The organism is Rhizobium rhizogenes NBRC 13257 (assembly GCF_000696095.1).
In the GTDB taxonomy this organism is placed as follows: Bacteria; Pseudomonadota; Alphaproteobacteria; order Rhizobiales; family Rhizobiaceae; genus Rhizobium; species Rhizobium rhizogenes.
Genome location: NZ_BAYX01000001.1, coordinates 513,430 through 531,736, shown reverse-complemented (window position 1 = coordinate 531,736; position 18,307 = coordinate 513,430). Strand labels below are relative to the sequence as shown.

Below are 18,307 nucleotides of genomic sequence, written 5' to 3'. Positions count from 1 at the left end.
AACAGGTGTTATATTTTCGAATTGGTGTTTCATTACCCTCTACCCGTTGTTGTGCGGCGCGGTGGGTTTTCATAGAGACGATCGAGGCGATCGCTGAGACCGGCTAGCCCGCTATCGAGGCGACTGCCGACGGTTTCGATCGCTCGCATGATTTGGTTGGTCTGCTCATGCATGCCTGCCTTGGTGGCGAAATTCTCAGCCGAGTGCACCTTGTGATCGGAAAGGCCTTTGTCGACATTATCGACCTTTTCACGCAGCGCTGCGAACTTGCCGTCAAGAAACTTGAACACACCAAAAATCGTGCCGAATACGGTGATGCCGAACAGCACCACGCCCATCAGTTCGGCGCCGGTCATTGCATGGACTCATTAGTTGTGTTTGTAATCGAAAACGCAACCGGAGAGAAAGCATGTTCGAGAGCAAAGAGATCGCGATGCCATGCCCTAACTGTGGTCATAAGACCAAGAAAAGCATCGCTTGGCTGAAGTCTAACGATAAGTTCTCCTGTGACGGATGCGGTAGAGGCATCACTGTCCAGGCGGACGAGCTCTTCGCCGGAATCAAGGAAACCGAGAAGAGCATCGCGGACCTCAAGAAGAATCTGAGCCGCATCGGCAAGCGACGCTAGAAAGTCGCCACTCTCGGCCTTCAATTTTACGACTGTATCGCTCATTTCTTGCCAACCAGCCTGCCGTCACGATCGGCGTAGAAGTCTCTCAAGGCACCATGGCGGCGCCGGCATTCAACGAGAGACTGGCGATCTTTCATCCAGAACTTCTCTGTCTTGCTTTGGCTCAATGGCGCCCTGCCGATATCGACGGGCGCATCGCAATCCTTCGTCAGCGCGCTATCCGGAGCGGAAAGCTTCGGTGGCGGTGGCGGAACGGCGAGTTTATCGGATCTGGTTAATGCGCCGCACGCTGTCAGCACCGAGAGCAGAGCGGTTAGCGTCAGGATCTTGATCAGCTTCACGCTGTAGCTCCTCGATTTGGATTTGGAGGGATTGATTGGCGGCCTGTATCTCAGCGATGCGCCTGGCTTCAGCGGCCTTTGCTGCATCATTCACAGCGCTCTGGCGATCGATCTCGTCGGCGCGAGCCGTTGCGGCGTCGGCCTTCATCTGGGCAATCTGTGCGGTATAGTGAGTCTCGGCACGTCCATAGCCACGGTGATCAGCCAGGGCGTACGTGCCGCCGAACGCCGCGACCATCAGAAGGGAGATCACAGCCCATGCCGCCAGCTCACTGCCGCCAAGCAGTTTCGCAATAATGGAGATCATGTTTTCTCCTGAGAAGATGTGTCGACGAGCGGGAAATCTCCGCCACCGGCAACAACGCCACCGGCAATGTTGGCCACTTCCGGCGCCGGCTGCGCGTTGCGAACGAACGCCCGGTAGTCGGCATGGCCGATGCCCATGTAGGCGCCCGCCACAAGGCCGATGAAGGCGAAGCCGCTGGCAACAACTGCCGCGGCCTGCAGGTAGACAATGGCCAAGAAAATGGCCGCCCATGCCAGAAGGACATTGACGGCCACAAGCCACTTGGAAAAACGGCGACTGCTTGTGCTTCGGGCCGTGCTCATGCGGCGTCATCCACAGCGTCTAGCAGAGCTTTATAGATCAACGACCAATAGCCAGCGATCATCTGCGCCTTGTCTGTGCCATTGATGATGCGTCGAGCGTTCACCGGGTCATTGCGCGCGCCGAAATAGTTGGCGAGCTTGCGACCGGTATACCAACCCTCGACCATGCCACGCACCGCGGCCTGTGCCGCCATGTTGGTGTCTGTCAGGAGCAAGTTGTAATTCTTTACGAGCGCGCCATCGAGCCCAAGCTCCTTATCGGTGCGCTCGTAATTGGCGTCCCACGTCGTCTGCACAAAGCCGCGCCCATATGGGATCTGGCCACCGTTGCGACCTGGCTTGCCGTATGACCTGCCCTTGCCGCGGCCATACTCGGCGATCGGCTGCATGGTCTTGGCGGTCTCGTGATAGGCCGTGGCAAACACGTATGCGACTTGCGCCGCAGGCAGGCTTGCTGAGGCGGCCAGCAGCGCGTTGATGCCATCGACCTGCGGCTGCGTCAGTCGACCGCCGAACAACGACGAAGCGACCGCCGCGAAGAACTTCGCGTGGTTCATTTTTTGATGATCCTATGAATGAGAAAGGCAACCGAGATTGATTTGCAATCTCGGTTGCCTCTATGCCTACGAAACGTTGGCTATGTAAGCGAACAGCGTTTCTGCATATTGCTCACGAATTGGCGACGGATCAGGTCCAGGATGGATAGTATCGGCTATCTGCGCGCGAGCAACGTTGTCCGCTACCGTCGGCGTGGCATTGAGCCACCAGCCAATTTCCGAAGAGACGTGCGCCCAAGCCGGGACGATGTGCATGTTGGCGTCGCCGTTCGTCAAGATCCAAGAGCAGACTGCCCTAATGACCTTGTTCTGGCGAACCCATGCTCCCGTCCCGTCGAGGGTGTTGGACTCAGGCCCAGGTGGAATCCACCAAGCGATCATGGCACTCGGAAGCGCAGCGCGGATCTGCGTCATCATCACTCGGATACCGTCGAGGGCGTTTTGTACGGCCACGGCATCGGTTTCGAATACACGATCGTTGGTGCCCAAACCGATAATCACGATGTCCGGATTGACCCCGGCGAGATAGTTCGTGATGTAGTAAGAGAAGTCGAAAACGTAGCCGTTGAAGATCAGGTTCGCCGCATCGCCGCCAGTGGACGGCCGGATAAACGGGTTAAGACCGACCTTGGTGGCCTTGCTCGCCGCGTTATAGGCCGCCACGCTCGTCGGCACAGTCATCTTGACGGTCAGCGCGTGGGTGTGGTCGCCGAACTCACGGCCGCCTCGACCTTCGCCAGGAAGACCGTCGGTAGCGTTCTCCGAGAAGTATGTGTCAGTCGAGTTGATCGTACCGAGCCAAGTCGCGGTGATGCCCATGGCTGTCAGCTTCGCGTCGACTCGACGAGCCAAGCCAGCGTTGGTCAAGCTGTCACCAATGAGCAAGACCTTCTTGGCCGCAGTCTTCGAAGCCGGCGCGACATGGATGGTGACCGGCGACTCGAGTCGCTGCGTCTTGTCAGCTCCAGGCCCGAGGAGGCGAGAGACCACCTTGCCTGTCGTGCCGCACAAATCCGGGTTGATTAAGAACTGTTCGTCACCCTCGACGAAGTGCGGATACTTGTCCGTGCCCTTCAGGGTGTAGAAGCCGGAGCGCAAGATAAAGTCGTCACGCAGACCGACCGTGTTCTTCGGATAGTAGGGCAGCGGACGGCCAGAGACCGCCCAGATGTCCTTACCGATAATCGGACGCATACTGCCATAGTCCGGTGCATAGTCGTCACGGGAGATCCATGGCCATTCTGTGTCGCCGAACCATACCTGACCGCCAGCGATTGCATGGGTGCCTGCGGTCATGCCTGCCGGTCCGACGTAGAAACGGTTCGCGCCGTCGAAGCCAACAGCCGCGCTGCCACTGAAGATCGCCACGTTGGAATTGATTTTCTTCTCCATCGACAGGGTGACGTTGCCGAGGAACGTCTCGTCCTTCCAGAAGTGGACGAGATATGGGCCAGTGCCGAAGTTGTCGGCGACAGCCGTGTGCAGGTAGAAGCGAGCGAACACTTTGGTCTTGACGCGCGTCGGCTGACCGATGTCTCCGCCATAGTAGATGTCTGTGTCGGTGGATTTGACGCAACGGGTGAAGCCGAGGGCAACCATGGCGGCTGGTGCGTCGGTCACGTAGTCGTTAGTCAGGAGGCGAGCCGCCTCGTCTGGGTACTTGCCGTCGCGCCACTGGTTCTTGACGATGTTAGCGACCGGGAAGTGTTCCGATGAGATGACATTGCTTGAACCGATGCCACCCTTGCGAGCGATGCAGTAGTTGCGATATCCTTCAGCGTTCGGAAAGCCGCTGCCACCAATGATCTGCTTGATCGCGGTGCCGCCTGCCTTGTCTGCAACGTTGTCATACCAATAGCCCTGGACGGCGTCTTCAGTCGCAGCGAACTCGAAAAACTTGCCAGTTGTGGGTTGAACGAACCCGAGATTGCCACCATCGTGATACTGATAGAATCGCGGAATAAGTACGCTCTCGCCGTCATGGACGATGGCACCCTCAGCCCAGATTTGTCCGGTATCCGATTTATTCATCTCGATCACACGTACGGGCGATGAATAGAAGCCGTTGGTGGAGATGGTAAGAAGTTGAATGGCTCCCCACGCAGCATCGAGCGGCGGCACAGATGGATAATCCACCCGTACAAGCGGCGATGATGGAGTATCCATATCATAATAGAACGTGATCTCCTGCGGTGCGCTGTCGCCTGGACGATAGCGCGGAATGGTAATCGCCTCATATCCTGGAAATAGTGTATCCGCTGTACCAGTATTGGCGTCCAGAGCACCATCATTACGAGCAAAGAACTTACGTCTGGGTATATACACGCGAGCAGTGCCGTCGTAAATGCCATACTGATCGAGAATAATAGGGCGATCGTTGAAATAACCCTCCCAGCTCCCTGCCAGTTCCTTAGTTGGGCGCTCATCAAGTTCAGATTGGATTCCAGCCGCGTTGATTAGATCGCCGACACGTACCCAAGCAGCACCGTTCCATCGATACTCACCCGTATTGGCTCCGTCATTGAACACCTGTCCAGGCTGATTCAAATGTGTGCCTGGTGTAGCGTTCAGCTGCGAAAGGTTGTCTGCACGCAATATGCCTGCTGATGATGCATCTACCGAGCTCTGAATAACCACGCCAGCAGCTCGAATCATGGACTTATCTGGCGTTGTAGGGCTAGAAGATGGTCCATCAGGAAAAGCAGCGTTGAATGCTGCAACAATTTCGCTAGACATGATTTCCCCAAAAGAAAACGCCCCGGCGCTAGCCAGGGCGATGATTTGAATTTTCGTTGGTGTTAGATGACGCGGACAGTTACCGGGCCGCTCGACGGGCCGATCACGCCGGAGCCATTGAATGGCGAAGCGTAATAATCCCACGTCCCTTGCGGCGCCGACGTCACGGTCTGCAGATAGAGAATCGCGTTATCGACATTGCCAGAGAAGCCGCCGTTTCCGTTGAAGCCGAAAACGTTGCTGCTCGCGCCTGCGGTCAAAACATCCGAGAACGAACCGTTCGCCGTGCGCCCTGTACCGTTGACTGTCGTGCCACCTTGGAAACGAGGCGTGACCGTTCCGGTACCAGTATAGCCTGTCACATCAAATGCCACTCGATAAACAGAACTTGGCGTCAGTGTCACCGGCTGCGTAATCTGCGACTGTGTTGGCGTCACATGTGTCGCAACACCGCTTGCAATGCTCCATCCTGTTCCCAGCGTCCACGGCCCTGGACTGGTGGCGAAATCGCCATCCGTAAGCAGGTTTGTGCGCGTCGCATCACCATCGACGTAACTGTATGTCCCGTTTGGAGATACGGCCAGCGTGGCAATTCTCAGCGAAGTGGCTGGGTCAAATGAAGCACCAGTCGCAACTCTGAATATCTGCACCGTGCGAACATGAGCATCATTTCCGGTCGTAAAGCCAAGCGTCGCGCGACCGAGATGCGGGGCCGCATCAGTGTTGCTGAACGACGACAGTGCAATCGGCATCACCGGATCAACTGTAGACGTCAATTGCGCAGTTATCGACCACGGCCCATATGAATCATTCGAACCAATGAAGGCCGCCTCTACGTCAAGCAACGTGTCTTGAGGCACCGTGTTGGTGTTCAGGTCGACATATCCGCCTGCCGGGGGCGCGTCAGGAAACTCCTGCTCCACCCATGCGCCTGGATTGCCACCGCCCGTATCGTGGACGCGATAGCGCACCACAGGCGTCAAGCTGTCATCTGCCGGATCGATGATGACGACACGGATATAAACCGCGCCACCGTTCGGCTTTGCCTGTACCAGATTAATGACCGGAGCAACGATCTCGTCGGAGCTCAGCGCCTCTGGAACTGGTGGCTGCGCGCCCTCGTCAACGGATGGGTTCCAGTCGTCGATCGTATCCGGATGCTGATTGATTTCCATCGTAAAGCCGCCGCGCGTAATCGCCACGGTCGACCGACGATTTTCGACCAACTTTCCATCCAGTCGCGGTAGCCTAATTGGCGTATCAAGCCTCACCCAGCGGCTATAGATCGCGTTGATGCCAGACATGCGGACATCGATCGATCCCTTGACCTTTTGCTGAATGCGAAGCCAATCACGCTTGCCGAGCCGGCGAGCCTGGCGCCACTGATGGCACCAGCCGTAATCGGCCTCTTGCGACAGAACGCGACCGGCCTCGAGCTGAGCTGCCGTGTCCTCGAAATAGTCCGTATCGCAGGTAGAATAAGCGGTCTGCGGATAGGTGAACTTCGGAACAAGACGATTGCATTCATCTTCAAAGAGGACATCGTAGCCGATCTGGTGGCCGATGATATCGGCGTCACTCAGCGTCGCAACTCGGCTCTCCCTGAACTTGCCAACGGTAAGCAATAGCGCCCCGTCGCCGCGTTCGCACATCCACCCATCACAGGTCGCAAGAATGGAATTCGTGCCGACCTTGGGGCCATTCTCTGTCGTGTCGAAGCCGTTGCACTCGTAGCGCTTTTCAGAACCGCCACCGTTGAGAGGAACGTCCTCGTCGCAAATGTTGGCCTCTTCGACCCACATATCTAGGACCGGAAGAATGGCCTTGTGATAATCGCGACGGTTGCCGAATTCGTTGAAGCATTCGTGCCAGCAGAGAATGAGCACGCTGTTGCGCGTCCACGTCCATGTTGCCGGATTGTCTGGATTCTGGCCAGGATCTCGAAAATCCCAGCAATAGGCACCATCGATCTCAACCGACAGAGATGGCGCCCCATATGGAAAGCGCTTCTGCTGGTTCTTGGCCTCGCTGCTCTCCGCAATCAGTGCGACAGACGCTTGTCCGTCGCCGCGGTGATTGTTGGTCCAAATTCCATCGGCAGAAAGTGCCGACACGAGCTGCGTGTATGGCGTCTCCGGGTCGTTGCCGACCTTGTGCAGAATGCGGACGTTGTTGCCGTAGCGGCCATTGTCGTCATTGGTGGTGACACCATCGACGTCAATCTCGACCTCATCATCATGAAGCCAGTAGCGATTGACTGCCTTAATGCGATGGCCAGCGAGCGCCTGCACCGAATAGAGGTACTTTCCCCGCGCCTCCCAAAGCATATAAGCACCGGCGATGCGGGTGCGGCCGACAGCCCAAGTGCGGTACGGCACACTCTGCGTCTTCGGAACCTTGCCGTCTTCTGGCTTCGGCGGCTTTGGCGCCATGAGCGCCTGAATGCCGATCGACAGAGCCGTGACGGCGATTGCTGACGCGATCGAGGCGAACGTGATGGTCGACGTGCCGATCGTGATGCCGGCCGTACCGAAAATAACCGTGAAAATCGGCGTGAAAATTGGATCGTACGCCGGCGGCGCAGGCATTAATGACGTGCTGCTGTAGAGATAAATTTCGCAGACGCGCCGGTAGACCTCCTCAGAGGGCATATCTTCGTAATGTCTCTTGAGGCTCATACCATAAGCCTCCACGCAGCAACGAATTCAGCTTTCTTGCCGACCACGCCGGCCGGCCCGAGAGCCAGCCAGATCGGCCCAAACCGAATGGCGCCGATTTCTTTCATTTCGCCGGCAACGCCGGCAGGAGCGACGACAACGCCGATATCGCCATCTTGTGGGTCATCGGTACGCTTCATGCTCGCGCGCGCAGCCATGCGGTCCACGAGGGCAACAATGCCCCCAGCCGCCGAGATGATCGCCGCAGCCTCTTCCTCTGTGCGGTAGGTGCCGCGGTATTCGGCCACAGGATCGATGCCAGTGACTTCCGCCACCCATGTGGCGCAGAACATCAAGCAGTCGTCGCCGCCTTGGCCGCCCCACCGAAAACGGTGCGGCAGAGCCACAAATTCGCTCAATGTCATGGGGTCTCGCTCTGTCTGTAGCGGTCAGCAGCCGTCAGTAGTTCGGCCAAACCGGAGCCAGCCCGCGCGCCAGGCGCTGGACCTGCTTGCAAAAGTCGTCAGTGGGCGAAATTGCTTTTTGCATCGCGTCGGACCACAGCGACCGAGACGGCCGCGAGCGCGTGACGCTACCGGTGACGACGGAGAGGCTTAGTGTGATCGAAGGCGAACCATCGCCGGGGACGGCGTCACTTGCCTCGGAAACGTGCGAAGCTGTGCCTTTCCAGATGGGAATGATCAGTCCCATGGGCTGGTAGTATTGGTCCAGCGTGGCAATACCCAACTGCACGGCCGCTCCGCGCAGGGGCGGAATGCTGTCGAGTGCTTTAGCGCTTGTCGACGGATCGATGCCTGATAGGGTGAATTCCACGCTATCCGCCGTGCCATTCACAAGCACCTCGAGCGTCGGTACGCCGATCAAACGACCGCCACCCATATAGACCGTGCCGTCGGCATCAATGCTGTCAAAGCGCGCTGGGATATCGTTTACGCCAAACCAGATATGCAGCGCCGGATCGGTATCGATGCGAAGGAATATGCCGAGCTGAAAGCTGCCGCGCATGGCAGCGATAGTGTCATCTGGAATCCAGCCCACGCAGCCTCCTGAAATGAAAAAGGCCCGCATGCGCGAGCCTGAAATTGGGAATTTGGGTGGGAAGGCAGCGGCGACAACGCAGATGCGGCGGCTAGAAAGCCTCTGAAAACTGGATCGTCTGCTGCGTCACGAAGAACGCCTCAATGACCGATGGCAGTGTGAAATCTGCCTTGAACTTGGCCACGAACCGCGGTCGCGCAAGATTGACTGGCGTCAGGGTTTCCGTCGCTTGTCGCAACGGCGGCTGAATAGCCACCTGAAAGTCGCTATAGGAAACGCTGTAACCAGCAGACGTATCGACGCCACCACCTATTTTCGTGCAGTCCCAATCGCGATAGGCGCGCCAGCCTTTGACGGAATGATTGATGGAGAACCAATCGCCCTCGATATCGCGCGGCGCGCCGAATACCCTGATCTTGATCTGCCCAGCATTAAGCGCGGCATTTTCCAGGGTATGACCCCACACCGTAGCTTGGCTATATCCGCTTCCGTCCGAAAACAGCGAACCATCGGAATGCGTAATTCCCGTGGCGATTGGAGTTGGTAGGCCGCCAATCGTTGGAAATGGGCCATACCAATCCGTCGGGATCGGAACGACGATATTGCGAAAACCACCATTCAGGCGAGCGCCCAAGCGGTTGATGTATCGCATCTGCTCTTTACTGACGATCTTGCAGTCTTCCAAAACGGCGGTGACGATACCGCCACCGCTCATTTCGATTGTCTGGCTTTCTCCGGTGCCATTTCGGCCACCGTCGATAGCTGATCCCACAACATCATAGATAGCCTTGGGGCAAGCAAGAAAGTCCAACAACAGATCGGGTTGGCTTGTGAGAATACCCATTCCTAACCCTTCTGAGCGTTAAATCGGCTTTGCAGCGTGCCGAAGCCGCCGCGCTGTTGTTGGGTGTTGTAGGTGCTAAGACCTTCGCCAACGCCTTGCTTTACGAGCGTGCGGACATGGTCATCGCCGTTGGCGCCAGTGATGTGAACCTGCAACACGCCTGGCTGGCTTGAGCCGCCATTGACTGCCGCTCTAGCGCGCAACGCTGGCGCCGTTGGTGCGGATACCAGCGCTGGTGTCACGAGGCCGCCATTGGCATAGCCCTTCATCATCGTCGACAAAGCTGGCACGCCGATCTTGTCGACGATGTGCTTCGGCACGACGAATTCGCCGGCATGCACAATCCCGGCCGGCGTGTTCTTGCCGCCAGGGCCGGTGTAGCCGCCGTCAGCGAAGAGGCCTGGCAAAAGCTTACCAGCCGACGCTGCATTCCACTGGGAACTCTTGGATGCGCCACCAAACAGGCCACCCAACCAGCCAAATATGCCGCCACCACCGCCACTGGCGGCGGGAGCTGCTGGGAAAATACTGCCGGTTGCACCGGTGAGTTGTTGACCAAGCTGGCCTACGCCGGTTCCGAACGTACCAAGACCCTTGGTCGCGTTGCCGGCCGAGCTTGCCAACTTGTCGAGTGCTGCCGCAGAATCCGGCACCTCGAAATGCATGGCATCCTTTTTCGAATTCCACGCGCCTCCCCACGACAGTCCGTTCTTTGCCGCAAGCTCACCGACATTCGACGGAAGATCGGTTACGAGGTTTTTGCCCATAGGGTTTTGCTGCGGATTGATATCGATCGCATCGCCAAAAGCATGGTTCGAAAGTTTGTTCGTCCCTGCGATATTCCGATAGTTGTATCCGCCTATGGATTTGATCTTGTAGCCGGTGGCCTCGAGGTCTTTGACGAAACCCTGAAACTGCTGCGCATACTTCGCATTTACGTCGGCGCCCAACCCGTTCGAGGTTGCGATTCTGGCGAGACTGATGCCGGTTTTTGTGGTGCCGGCACTTGATATGGCTGGCATCGGCTGAGTTGCGATCGGCGCCGGAGAGATCAGACGACCTACAGTTTGCGTCCCAAGACCGGCCACTTGCGCGCCGACACCGGTAACAGCAGTCGCGGTCGACTTGTTGCCGCCCATAAGCAGGCTGGTGAGACCATTGGCAATCTGCGAAAACAGATTGTCCAAAGCCTTGTTCGCAGCATTCATCGCAGCGTTTTTGACTGCATCGCCCAGCGCTTCGCCAAGGCTTTTTCCCTTGGTTGTCAGGCCGCCTTCAAGATCAGTGAAAAACGTCTTGATACCGTCGCGCAGGTTCTGGCGATCAATATCCTGCCCAATCTGTTGACCTGTGTCGCTGTTCGGATCACCGGCAAGACCATATTGGCGCTGGGTCTGTATGATCTGCTGGTCGCGCGCCGACATACCGGCAAGTTTATTCTTGTCAGCCAGATCATAATTCAGCTGAGCCTTTGCCCTGGCATCGACAAGTTCGCCGTAGCTGGTCGTGGCACGTTTGATAAGATCAATCTGGCTGCCGAACGTCTTCTGAAACTCGGCCTCGCTTGTGATGCCTTGCTTCACTGCCTCAGCGCGCAATTGGGCCATCAGTTGATACTGCTGAGTGGCTGCGGCGGCTGCGCCACCGGTCTTGCCAATCATCGCAATATCTTGCTGCTGATCCTCAACTAGCTTTTTGAGGCTCTGCGTACGTTCGCGCTCAGCGTCCGCCAGTTCCTTCGTGATTTGAACACGAGCAATCAGCTCGGCGTTGTTAATCCGCTGCTGACGCAGGTCTGTCGGCTCTTTCGGATCGTACTGAGCCTCTGCGGCTGCTCTTGCCGCCGCAACACGCTCCGCTGGCGATCGCGCGTTGATGCCAGCCACCTGCGCATTGAGAGACCGCTGAGCCAAGTCCTTGGCGCGCTGTGTGTCACGCGCGTTTGCCTCGGCGAGTTGCTTGGCGGCTTGCGATGTGAAATCGATCGGCAAGCCAGCCGACTTCAGTTGATCCGCGATGTTGCGCTGTTCTGGCGATCTATTGAACTGATCGCTCTGAAACGACAAGTCACTGGAAAGCTGCGCCCTGGCTCTCGCCTCGGCAAGCCGTCCATATTCGTCGGCATTCTGCTTGATCAGCGCTATCTGGTCGGCATAGACCTTGAGAAACTCTTTCTCGTCGGTGATGCCACGCTTTGCCGCTTCTGAGCGGAGATCCGCGGTGAGCTGATACTGACGACGAAGTGACTCTGCCGCAGCGCCGACCTTTCCAACGAGACCAAGATCCTGCTGCTGGCTAACGATGGCTGCATCAAGCGATAGTTTTCGCTCTCTGGCTGCCTCGTTTAGCTCTCTGTTGGCCGTAACATAGGCGTCAATGCCAGCCTGATCGATACGCTGCTTGCGAGCCGGCGAACTTTCATCGTTGTGCTGTGCTGCCGCTTCTGCCCTTGCAGCCGCTACTCGCTCTGCCGTTGTCCTGGCAGCCTCGCTGGCAAGCCTGGCGTAGAAAGCCTGCGAAGACTGCCTACCTGCCACCGCCTGTTGAGACTGATAAAGGGCATAGTCGCTCATATCCTTGGTGTTTGTTGTCCCCTGCGACAGCAGCTGCTTGTTGGGGCCTATATCGTTGAATAGAGCATCTTGAACACGCTGGTATTCCTTCAGCTGATCGGCTGCCTGCTTGAGTTTGTCGCTCTCAGCGATGACGTCATTGCCGGCCTTGGCTAGGCTTGGATTGGCCTCAACCTTACGAGCGATGGCGTCGTAGAAGGCATCGAAGTCAGCCTTACCGGCTTTTACATCGGCGCGAAGCTTGGCAAGTGGTTCCTGAAATTCAGTGGTGGTAGCCTGAAACCCTCTGAAACGGCCGCCGATCGGCGTGCTGCCGACCTTGGAATTCCCGAAGTAATCCTTTGACTCGGAAGCCACAGCCACAGAAAGAGCGGCGGCGTTGCGCAGCGCAACAGCATCGACAAGACGCTTATTCTCTCTGCCGGCTTTTGCTGCCGCCTCTGCAACGCCGCCATATGCTTCAGCAACGCGCTTAAGCGAAGCCTCATGGTCCCTCATGGCGTCGTCGAGCGACTTTACCTGCGGCAAAGCCTTCATAACAGCTTGAATAGCTGCGGCACCTACAGCGATGAGGCCTATGGTTAGAAGGCTAGTCATACCTAACAGCGAACCAAAGGCAGCTGCCATCCCCGATATAACGCCTTTATTACCCCCAGCGTCTTTTAATTGCTGAATTACTTGCGATGCCTGCGTGCCCTGTTGAAGGGCAATTTGCCAGGCACTTTGACCAGCAAATGACTGCACCAAGACATCCTGCCCCTGTGCGGCAAGATTGGCAGTCTGGAACGAGTTTGTACCATGGCTTCCCTGCTGCTGTGCAGTATTGCGGCTCTTGATGGCTGCGATGCTGGCAAGCGTGGCCTGGCGCTCACGGGAAAGCGACGCGGTATATTCGTCGACGCCGATCGCATTGCTTCGATACAACGTGCGGATTTCCGCAATGTTCTTCTTGTAGTTTGTGACGGTCGCAAACAGCGGGCTATATTTTGCCCGCAAACGATCCAGTTCCTTTCCCTGGTCAACAAGAGCTCCGGTCCACTCCTTGGATGCAGTCGTCCCAATTCCAACCATGGAATTGATGCGCTGCTGCATGGAGGTCGAAACGCTCTTGTCGATCGAGCGGCCAAGGGCATCAAATTTCTTGACGACCTGATTGGTTGCCGTGCCGATATCGCCAACGAACTTGTTGACGTTGCGCTGCGCGGCGCTCATGTCGGAGCTGACGGTAAAGACTAGATTATTGTCGTTGTCAGCCATGCTTTGCGCCCTACAATAGAAAAAGCCCGCGTGATGGCGGGCTTGGAGGATGAGATGAGCAGATTTTCATTTGCTGCAGTCTTGGCAGCGCTGCTGATGTTGTCATCGTGTGCAAACACGCTTCACGGCATGGCGCGGGACGCAAAGGATACCGGCAACGCTATGGATTCGAGCACCCACCGGGTGCTGAAAGCAGGCGCCAGCGGCAATGCAGCCGCCAACTAGCCGTACTTCGCCAACAATCCAGCCATCTCGTTTTCGGTCGGTGCGGCTGGCTCAGTCTCGCCGCCCTGCGCCTCGTTGTGACCACGAATGGCCTCAAAGAATTCCGTCATGGTGGCATCCCAGAAATCGGCAGGCCGCCACCCAAGGCCGCCTATGCCGATCCGCATCCATTGGCGCCAGGGAAAGTCCTCGTCGGCATCGTGGGTGTCGTTTAAGCCGCCTCGTCGACGGCTCCCGCGTTTCCCTCATCACCATCGAAATGATGAGCCAAGATGGCAGAAAACGCCACGGCGCAGGCCGTGAAGTGCTGCAGCTTCAACGCTTCCAGCGCCTTCACGACATCACCCTTGACGGTGAGCAATTCGATCCCAGCCCATGTAGCGGCAGCCTCGACGCCCGACAGGCGCAAGAACAAGTCGTTGAGCGACTTACACTGCAGTCGACTGGAAACGGCAGCTAATCGGCTCATCTCAGCGGCCAAGACTAGCGGAACATCGGCGATCCAAAGCGGCGCCTCGCCCCTCGCCTCGTTTACCGAGAGCGGGAACGGCTTTGTTACTGCCTTGGTGGCAACCACGCCCTTTTTCTCCTCTTTCGCCATGGATTACACCTCCGCCGTAAAGTCGAGAATATCGGCGGCCTCAAAGGTTGCGCTGAACTGAAGATCATTCTCCATGTCGCCGCTTGCCGTGAAGCTGGTCACGAAATACGAGCCCTCGAAGGTGCCGAGGCCGGGGACGATGACCTGTGCGTTAAAGACGGTCGCATTGATGACGTGGGTCATGAATGCCTTCATAGCAGCGCTAGAAACGAAAGTTCCGGAGCCCTGAAACGTCCGGCTGGTAATACCTGGACGACCAGTCTTCTGAACCGGGCCGCCAGGATTCGTGCAGCTCGGCTTGGTGGTGTCCACCGAGTTTGCGGACAGATCGAAGCTTCGATCCTTCAGGCCGCACAGATTCGAAAATACCTCTGGGTCGGCGCCATCGCCTACCTTGATGAGCAAAAGTCTACCGAGCTGTTCGCCGTCGGCCATGGTGGTCTCCTAAAGATGTGGTGGTGGGTTAGATGGTCGACGCCTAAGCCAGTGGCTTGTGCGTGGATGCCACGAATTCGATAACCGCGTGGCTGGTCAGCCCGTCAGCGTCGCGAAACGTTCGCGTCTGTCGGTGCATGATTGAAACAAGTCTGTTGGTGGGCAGCGCCAATGGCGCCAGATGCAGGCTCTCGACGACCGCATCCGCCATCTTCTTTACGGCTGGATAGCCAACCTTTCGCGACCAGGCGTGCAGCGTCAAAAACACCTGCCCACCGCTAATGCAGGTCGCATCGTCACGAATGGTCTGTGCCTCGCCGAGTGTTACGTATCCCTCTTTGGGGGCTGCCCAGCATTCTTTTGGCGGAATGTCGTAAACACCGTTGGCCAGGGCCATCAGCGCAGCATCAGCCTTCAGGCGAGCGTCAATAACAGCCTGCAATTCCAGTTCAGCGCTGGCCATCGGTCACCTACTTGAAGGCTTGGCGGAATGCCTTGTTGATGGCGTTTCGCTTGATTCTGTTGGCTGTCGCCTGAAAAGCGCGCCATGTCGGCCAAATGTGCGGTTGCGCCGGGGTGCCTGGATGCAAATGGCCTTTGCCCTGCACCGCATCCGATCGGCCCTTGACCGTGCCGCCGCCTGGCGCCGTGTTGTGCGGTGCGGTGCCGAATTCCAGGAAGCGCCAAATAAAGGGAGCAAAAAGGCCAGCTGCGTCTTTGTCCTTGGTAGGATTATCGCTAAAGCTCTTTGCCTCTGGCTTGTTCTTCAGGAAATCGCCCTCAATGCTTTCTGCGTATTCCAGCGTGGCGCCTCGAGGAGCAACGTCACTGATTTTCTCGGCCGCCTGCTCAACGATCTGAAGATTGGCTTCCGCGGCATATTTCAGCGCGTTCGGCACAATGGCTTGCAAATCTCTGGTAAGCTTGGCTCGACCTTGAACTATCGTTTTGAGCGCCATTACCGCACCCAAACACCACGCTTTGAAACGTGACGCCCCAGCCAATCGGAGAAAGCGTTCCGCCACGACTGCAACGGAATGGAATAGTAGATCAGCCATCCGACAAAGACGACCGCCCTCACCCACCAGCGCAGGCCAAACGTCACGGTGATTTCGTTGATTGAGTTCACGTCGCCACTCCCTGCGTTGCCATGATCTCGATCCAAGCATTCTTGTTGTTCGGATCGACGGCCGCCGTGATGTTGAATATCCGCGATGGATTGCGCGCATCGACAACGCGCCAATCGGTATCGACCTCGCGCGCAGCAAAGCAGCTTCGAATGCGGATGATGAATGGTTGCGTCCCGGTCAGTCTGGCGGCAAGGACTGGCTCGCCGCCCTTCAGCGGAATGAGTTCAGCTGCCGCGGTGAACATCGTAGCGAAGTCGCCTGACTGCTCATTGCCGTAGCCGTCGTCAATCGCCTCGCGGCGCTGGAAATTCAGCTTGTTGCGAAGCAATCCAGATCCCGGTTTCGTTGCCATCGTCGCTCTCCTGCGCTTCTTTTGCGCGCGCACAGCGCTCGGCCCCATCACCGGCCGCTGTCGCACATGCTCTCGTCACCTGATAGCGGCCATCCTTAAGAGGGCCGCCGTCAGGCTTAAAAACGATGGTGATGGCTGGCGTCACATGCCAGGAGAAGCGCTCTTTGAATTTCATCCACATTAGACACCACGTCTGAAATTGCAGAGCAGCGCATCAAGCGCAGTCCAATCTTCGATCGCAGCATTCTCGCGCTGCTCGTAGGCGTCGGAGATGAACAACAGGATCGCGTGTTTGACTGCTGCCGGGGCGGTGTCATAACCGACAACGGCAGTGATCGTGATGCGTGATCCGTGTCGCACGGCCGGCCAATGCTTTCCGTAAGCTCTCGCAATCGAAGTCTCGAGTCCGTCATTGCGGAGCTCATACACTTCCGCATCTAGGGTTGCCTCGGCGCCGTCAGTGTCAATGTAGGCAACGGACGCAATTGATTGCACCGGTGCCTCCGGCAGTCTATCCATGTCCGTAAATGCGTCGCACTTGATCTCGACAGTCTGCGTTGCGAACCGGGTGTTGCAATACTTCTCAGCGTGGTCGCGCGCCGCAGCGATCATCAATTCGATATCTTGATCGTCATCACCAAAATCGACGCGCAAGCGTCGCTTGACCTCATCGACTGACAGCGGCTCAGATGTCGCCGCCGCTGTTATTTTCGCCGGATACCACATCAGTTTTGCCCTTTTTGGATCGGCGTTCGGCAACGATCTGCGCAACTGCGCGTTCGACTTTGTCTTCGGCTACCGGCACTGCATAACCAGCCTCGATCAACCGAATTGCCTCGTTCTGCGGGAACTCACGCTCGTCGCCTGGAGAGAGCGAATATTCATTGCCGGATAGACCGACCAACATTCTAATGTTCAATGTTCCCTCCCAAGGAGGAGGCGGGCCGAAGCCCGCCGCCGAATGATTAGGAAGCAGCCGTGATCAGGTGCTTGACGGCAGCGGTATCGCCGAGCTCGCCGTCAAAACGGATCAGGCCGGCGATGCCGAGATCAGGCCAGAAACGTTCGCGCAGTACACCGATGACCGGCGAACCGACCTTGCGGACGAAATACTTGCTGAAGTCGCCGAACAGCATCACCTTCTTGGCAGCGGCAAGAGAATCCATGTCGTCATTGATGCTGTATTGGTAGCCGAGCAATGTGCCAGGCTGAGCGGTCGTGACATCGCCCATCTGCCACAAATAGTTGCCCTGCCCATCCTTCAATTTTCTGACGGCGGCAAGCGTAGTGTCGGCGAACATGAAACGCGCCTTCGGCGAGCGGCGATACGCCGAATTGACCGAATGCAAAAGATCGATGATCTCGTCTGAGGCAATTGCGGCGGCGGCAGCGGCCGTCTTGCCGAGCGAGGATGCTGTCACGATGCCGTTCGGATCGCCAGAGCCGTCGCCGGTGGTAAGCTGCAGATTGGCAATGCGCGCCAGACGCTCGCCGAGGAGTTCGCCGAGAAGTGATTCCATATTGAAGATGGAATCCTGCGCGAGCTCCATGGAAAAGCGGACGAATTCGGTGTCGTAGACGAATGCGTCAAGAGACTTCTGGCCGAACGTGGCATCTTTGCTGCCGTCATCGGTAAGCGCCACGCCTTCGGTGTGCTTCACCGCAGTAACGGCGGTGTCGTCCACCGTCGGAAGCTTGATCGGATTGCCCGCTGCGGTATTCAGGACGGTGCAGATCGCATCGTCATACATTGGACCCCACGCCTTCATCGTCTTGATGATGACGTTCTCAAGCTCTGTCGGCACGGTAAAGCCGCCGGCGGTGGTTGTTCCGGTGTTCTGAGCGCGGAATTCCTTCGCCGACTGAACACCGGCCTTGAGGATAGAGCGCTCCTCCGCAGAAAGTTCGCCAAGATCAGCGCCGGCCGCCAAATACTTGTGGAAGACGTGCCGATAGGACAGTTGGTCGCCAATGTCCTGACCACGCTGGTTTTCCTCGCTGCCAACCGGGCGCCTCTTGGCGCGCTCTTCCGCGGCACGATCCTCGAACCGCTTCTCGAGTGCAGCGGTGCGCTCTTCGCGCTCAATCTGCTTCTCGACCCGATCGAAGTCGGCCATAATGTCATCGTGGCGCTTGTCGAGCTCCGCGGAGCGAGCGTCGTCGGTATTCTTGGTGATTTCGTCCAAGGCTTCGCGAGCCTGCGTAACAAGGCGGCCGCGCTTTTCCTGAAGTTCGTTCAGAGACATTCTTCTCTCCAATAAAAAAGCCCGCCGAAGCGAGCTGTGATCATGTTGTGGTGA

21 protein-coding genes and 1 pseudogene are annotated in these 18,307 nt (G+C 57.3%); 1 reads left to right on the top strand and 21 read right to left on the bottom strand.

Annotation, left to right across the window (positions count from 1 at the left end):
* Nucleotides 1-32 precede the first annotated feature (32 nt).
* The 11 genes from RRH01S_RS02565 to RRH01S_RS33360 all read right to left on the bottom strand — a co-directional run bounded on the left by RRH01S_RS02565 (nt 33) and on the right by RRH01S_RS33360 (nt 13,264).
* Entirely contained in the window at nt 33-356 is a 324-nt protein-coding gene (locus RRH01S_RS02565) for a hypothetical protein (protein ID WP_042469863.1), read from the bottom strand.
* Nucleotides 353-673 carry a hypothetical protein gene (locus RRH01S_RS34145; RefSeq protein WP_131597802.1) on the bottom strand — a complete coding sequence of 107 codons (321 nt, stop codon included), beginning with the start codon at nt 671-673 and terminating at the stop codon, nt 353-355. Before RRH01S_RS34145 ends, RRH01S_RS02565 begins: the two co-directional genes overlap by 4 nt.
* Nucleotides 674-892: 219 nt before the next feature.
* The gene (locus tag RRH01S_RS02555) at nt 893-1,279 is read right to left on the bottom strand and encodes a hypothetical protein (RefSeq protein ID WP_042469859.1); all 387 of its coding nucleotides are present in this window, start codon (nt 1,277-1,279) and stop codon (nt 893-895) included.
* Nucleotides 1,276-1,581 (bottom strand): hypothetical protein, encoded by a 306-nt coding sequence (locus RRH01S_RS02550; protein WP_042469858.1) that lies wholly within the window; start codon nt 1,579-1,581, stop codon nt 1,276-1,278. Before RRH01S_RS02550 ends, RRH01S_RS02555 begins: the two co-directional genes overlap by 4 nt.
* Nucleotides 1,578-2,138, bottom strand: a complete 561-nt coding sequence (locus RRH01S_RS02545) for a lysozyme family protein (protein ID WP_042469856.1) — start codon at nt 2,136-2,138, stop codon at nt 1,578-1,580. Before RRH01S_RS02545 ends, RRH01S_RS02550 begins: the two co-directional genes overlap by 4 nt.
* Before the next feature lie 66 nt (nt 2,139-2,204).
* Complete coding sequence (locus RRH01S_RS02540; protein WP_131597800.1) at nt 2,205-4,874, bottom strand: SGNH/GDSL hydrolase family protein; 2,670 nt, start codon at nt 4,872-4,874, stop codon at nt 2,205-2,207.
* A 62-nt stretch (nt 4,875-4,936) separates the two neighbouring features.
* On the bottom strand, nt 4,937-7,552 hold the full coding sequence (locus RRH01S_RS02535; protein WP_042469851.1) for a phage tail protein: 2,616 nt from the start codon (nt 7,550-7,552) through the stop codon (nt 4,937-4,939).
* Entirely contained in the window at nt 7,549-7,956 is a 408-nt protein-coding gene (locus RRH01S_RS02530) for a DUF6950 family protein (RefSeq protein WP_042469850.1), read from the bottom strand. The genes RRH01S_RS02535 and RRH01S_RS02530 overlap by 4 nt, the downstream gene beginning before the upstream one ends.
* A 34-nt stretch (nt 7,957-7,990) precedes the next feature.
* On the bottom strand, nt 7,991-8,620 hold the full coding sequence (locus RRH01S_RS02525; RefSeq protein ID WP_042469849.1) for a hypothetical protein: 630 nt from the start codon (nt 8,618-8,620) through the stop codon (nt 7,991-7,993).
* A 61-nt stretch (nt 8,621-8,681) separates the two neighbouring features.
* A complete protein-coding gene (locus RRH01S_RS02520) occupies nt 8,682-9,434 on the bottom strand; it encodes a hypothetical protein (protein WP_012651409.1) in 753 nt (250 codons plus the stop codon).
* A gap of 2 nt (nt 9,435-9,436) precedes the next feature.
* Nucleotides 9,437-13,264, bottom strand: a complete 3,828-nt coding sequence (locus RRH01S_RS33360) for a M15 family metallopeptidase (protein WP_234711633.1) — start codon at nt 13,262-13,264, stop codon at nt 9,437-9,439.
* A 54-nt stretch (nt 13,265-13,318) separates the two neighbouring features.
* Between RRH01S_RS33360 and RRH01S_RS02510 the strand changes: the two genes are divergently transcribed.
* The gene (locus tag RRH01S_RS02510; protein ID WP_042469847.1) at nt 13,319-13,489 is read left to right on the top strand and encodes a hypothetical protein; all 171 of its coding nucleotides are present in this window, start codon (nt 13,319-13,321) and stop codon (nt 13,487-13,489) included.
* Here RRH01S_RS02510 and RRH01S_RS35080 read toward each other — a convergent pair.
* The 10 genes and pseudogenes from RRH01S_RS35080 to RRH01S_RS02470 form a co-directional block, all read right to left on the bottom strand.
* Nucleotides 13,486-13,662, bottom strand: a pseudogene (locus tag RRH01S_RS35080) (phage tail assembly chaperone); the annotation flags it as partial. The gene RRH01S_RS02510 and the pseudogene RRH01S_RS35080 overlap by 4 nt on opposite strands.
* A 38-nt stretch (nt 13,663-13,700) precedes the next feature.
* On the bottom strand, nt 13,701-14,090 hold the full coding sequence (locus RRH01S_RS02505) for a hypothetical protein (RefSeq protein WP_042469844.1): 390 nt from the start codon (nt 14,088-14,090) through the stop codon (nt 13,701-13,703).
* Nucleotides 14,091-14,093: 3 nt separating this feature from the next.
* On the bottom strand, nt 14,094-14,525 hold the full coding sequence (locus RRH01S_RS02500) for a phage tail tube protein (RefSeq protein ID WP_042469843.1): 432 nt from the start codon (nt 14,523-14,525) through the stop codon (nt 14,094-14,096).
* 43 nt (nt 14,526-14,568) lie between these two features.
* A complete protein-coding gene (locus RRH01S_RS02495; protein ID WP_042469841.1) occupies nt 14,569-14,988 on the bottom strand; it encodes a DUF3168 domain-containing protein in 420 nt (139 codons plus the stop codon).
* A gap of 7 nt (nt 14,989-14,995) precedes the next feature.
* Nucleotides 14,996-15,484, bottom strand: a complete 489-nt coding sequence (locus RRH01S_RS02490; RefSeq protein ID WP_037220485.1) for a hypothetical protein — start codon at nt 15,482-15,484, stop codon at nt 14,996-14,998.
* Nucleotides 15,484-15,654, bottom strand: coding sequence for a hypothetical protein (locus RRH01S_RS34300; protein ID WP_161600000.1), 171 nt, complete (start codon nt 15,652-15,654; stop codon nt 15,484-15,486). Before RRH01S_RS34300 ends, RRH01S_RS02490 begins: the two co-directional genes overlap by 1 nt.
* On the bottom strand, nt 15,651-16,007 hold the full coding sequence (locus RRH01S_RS02485) for a head-tail adaptor protein (RefSeq protein ID WP_042469839.1): 357 nt from the start codon (nt 16,005-16,007) through the stop codon (nt 15,651-15,653). Before RRH01S_RS02485 ends, RRH01S_RS34300 begins: the two co-directional genes overlap by 4 nt.
* Before the next feature lie 180 nt (nt 16,008-16,187).
* Nucleotides 16,188-16,733 carry a head-tail connector protein gene (locus tag RRH01S_RS02480; RefSeq protein WP_042469838.1) on the bottom strand — a complete coding sequence of 182 codons (546 nt, stop codon included), beginning with the start codon at nt 16,731-16,733 and terminating at the stop codon, nt 16,188-16,190.
* Nucleotides 16,693-16,914, bottom strand: a complete 222-nt coding sequence (locus RRH01S_RS02475) for a hypothetical protein (protein WP_234711632.1) — start codon at nt 16,912-16,914, stop codon at nt 16,693-16,695. Before RRH01S_RS02475 ends, RRH01S_RS02480 begins: the two co-directional genes overlap by 41 nt.
* Nucleotides 16,915-16,972: 58 nt before the next feature.
* Nucleotides 16,973-18,253, bottom strand: coding sequence for a phage major capsid protein (locus RRH01S_RS02470; RefSeq protein WP_042469836.1), 1,281 nt, complete (start codon nt 18,251-18,253; stop codon nt 16,973-16,975).
* Nucleotides 18,254-18,307 lie beyond the last annotated feature (54 nt).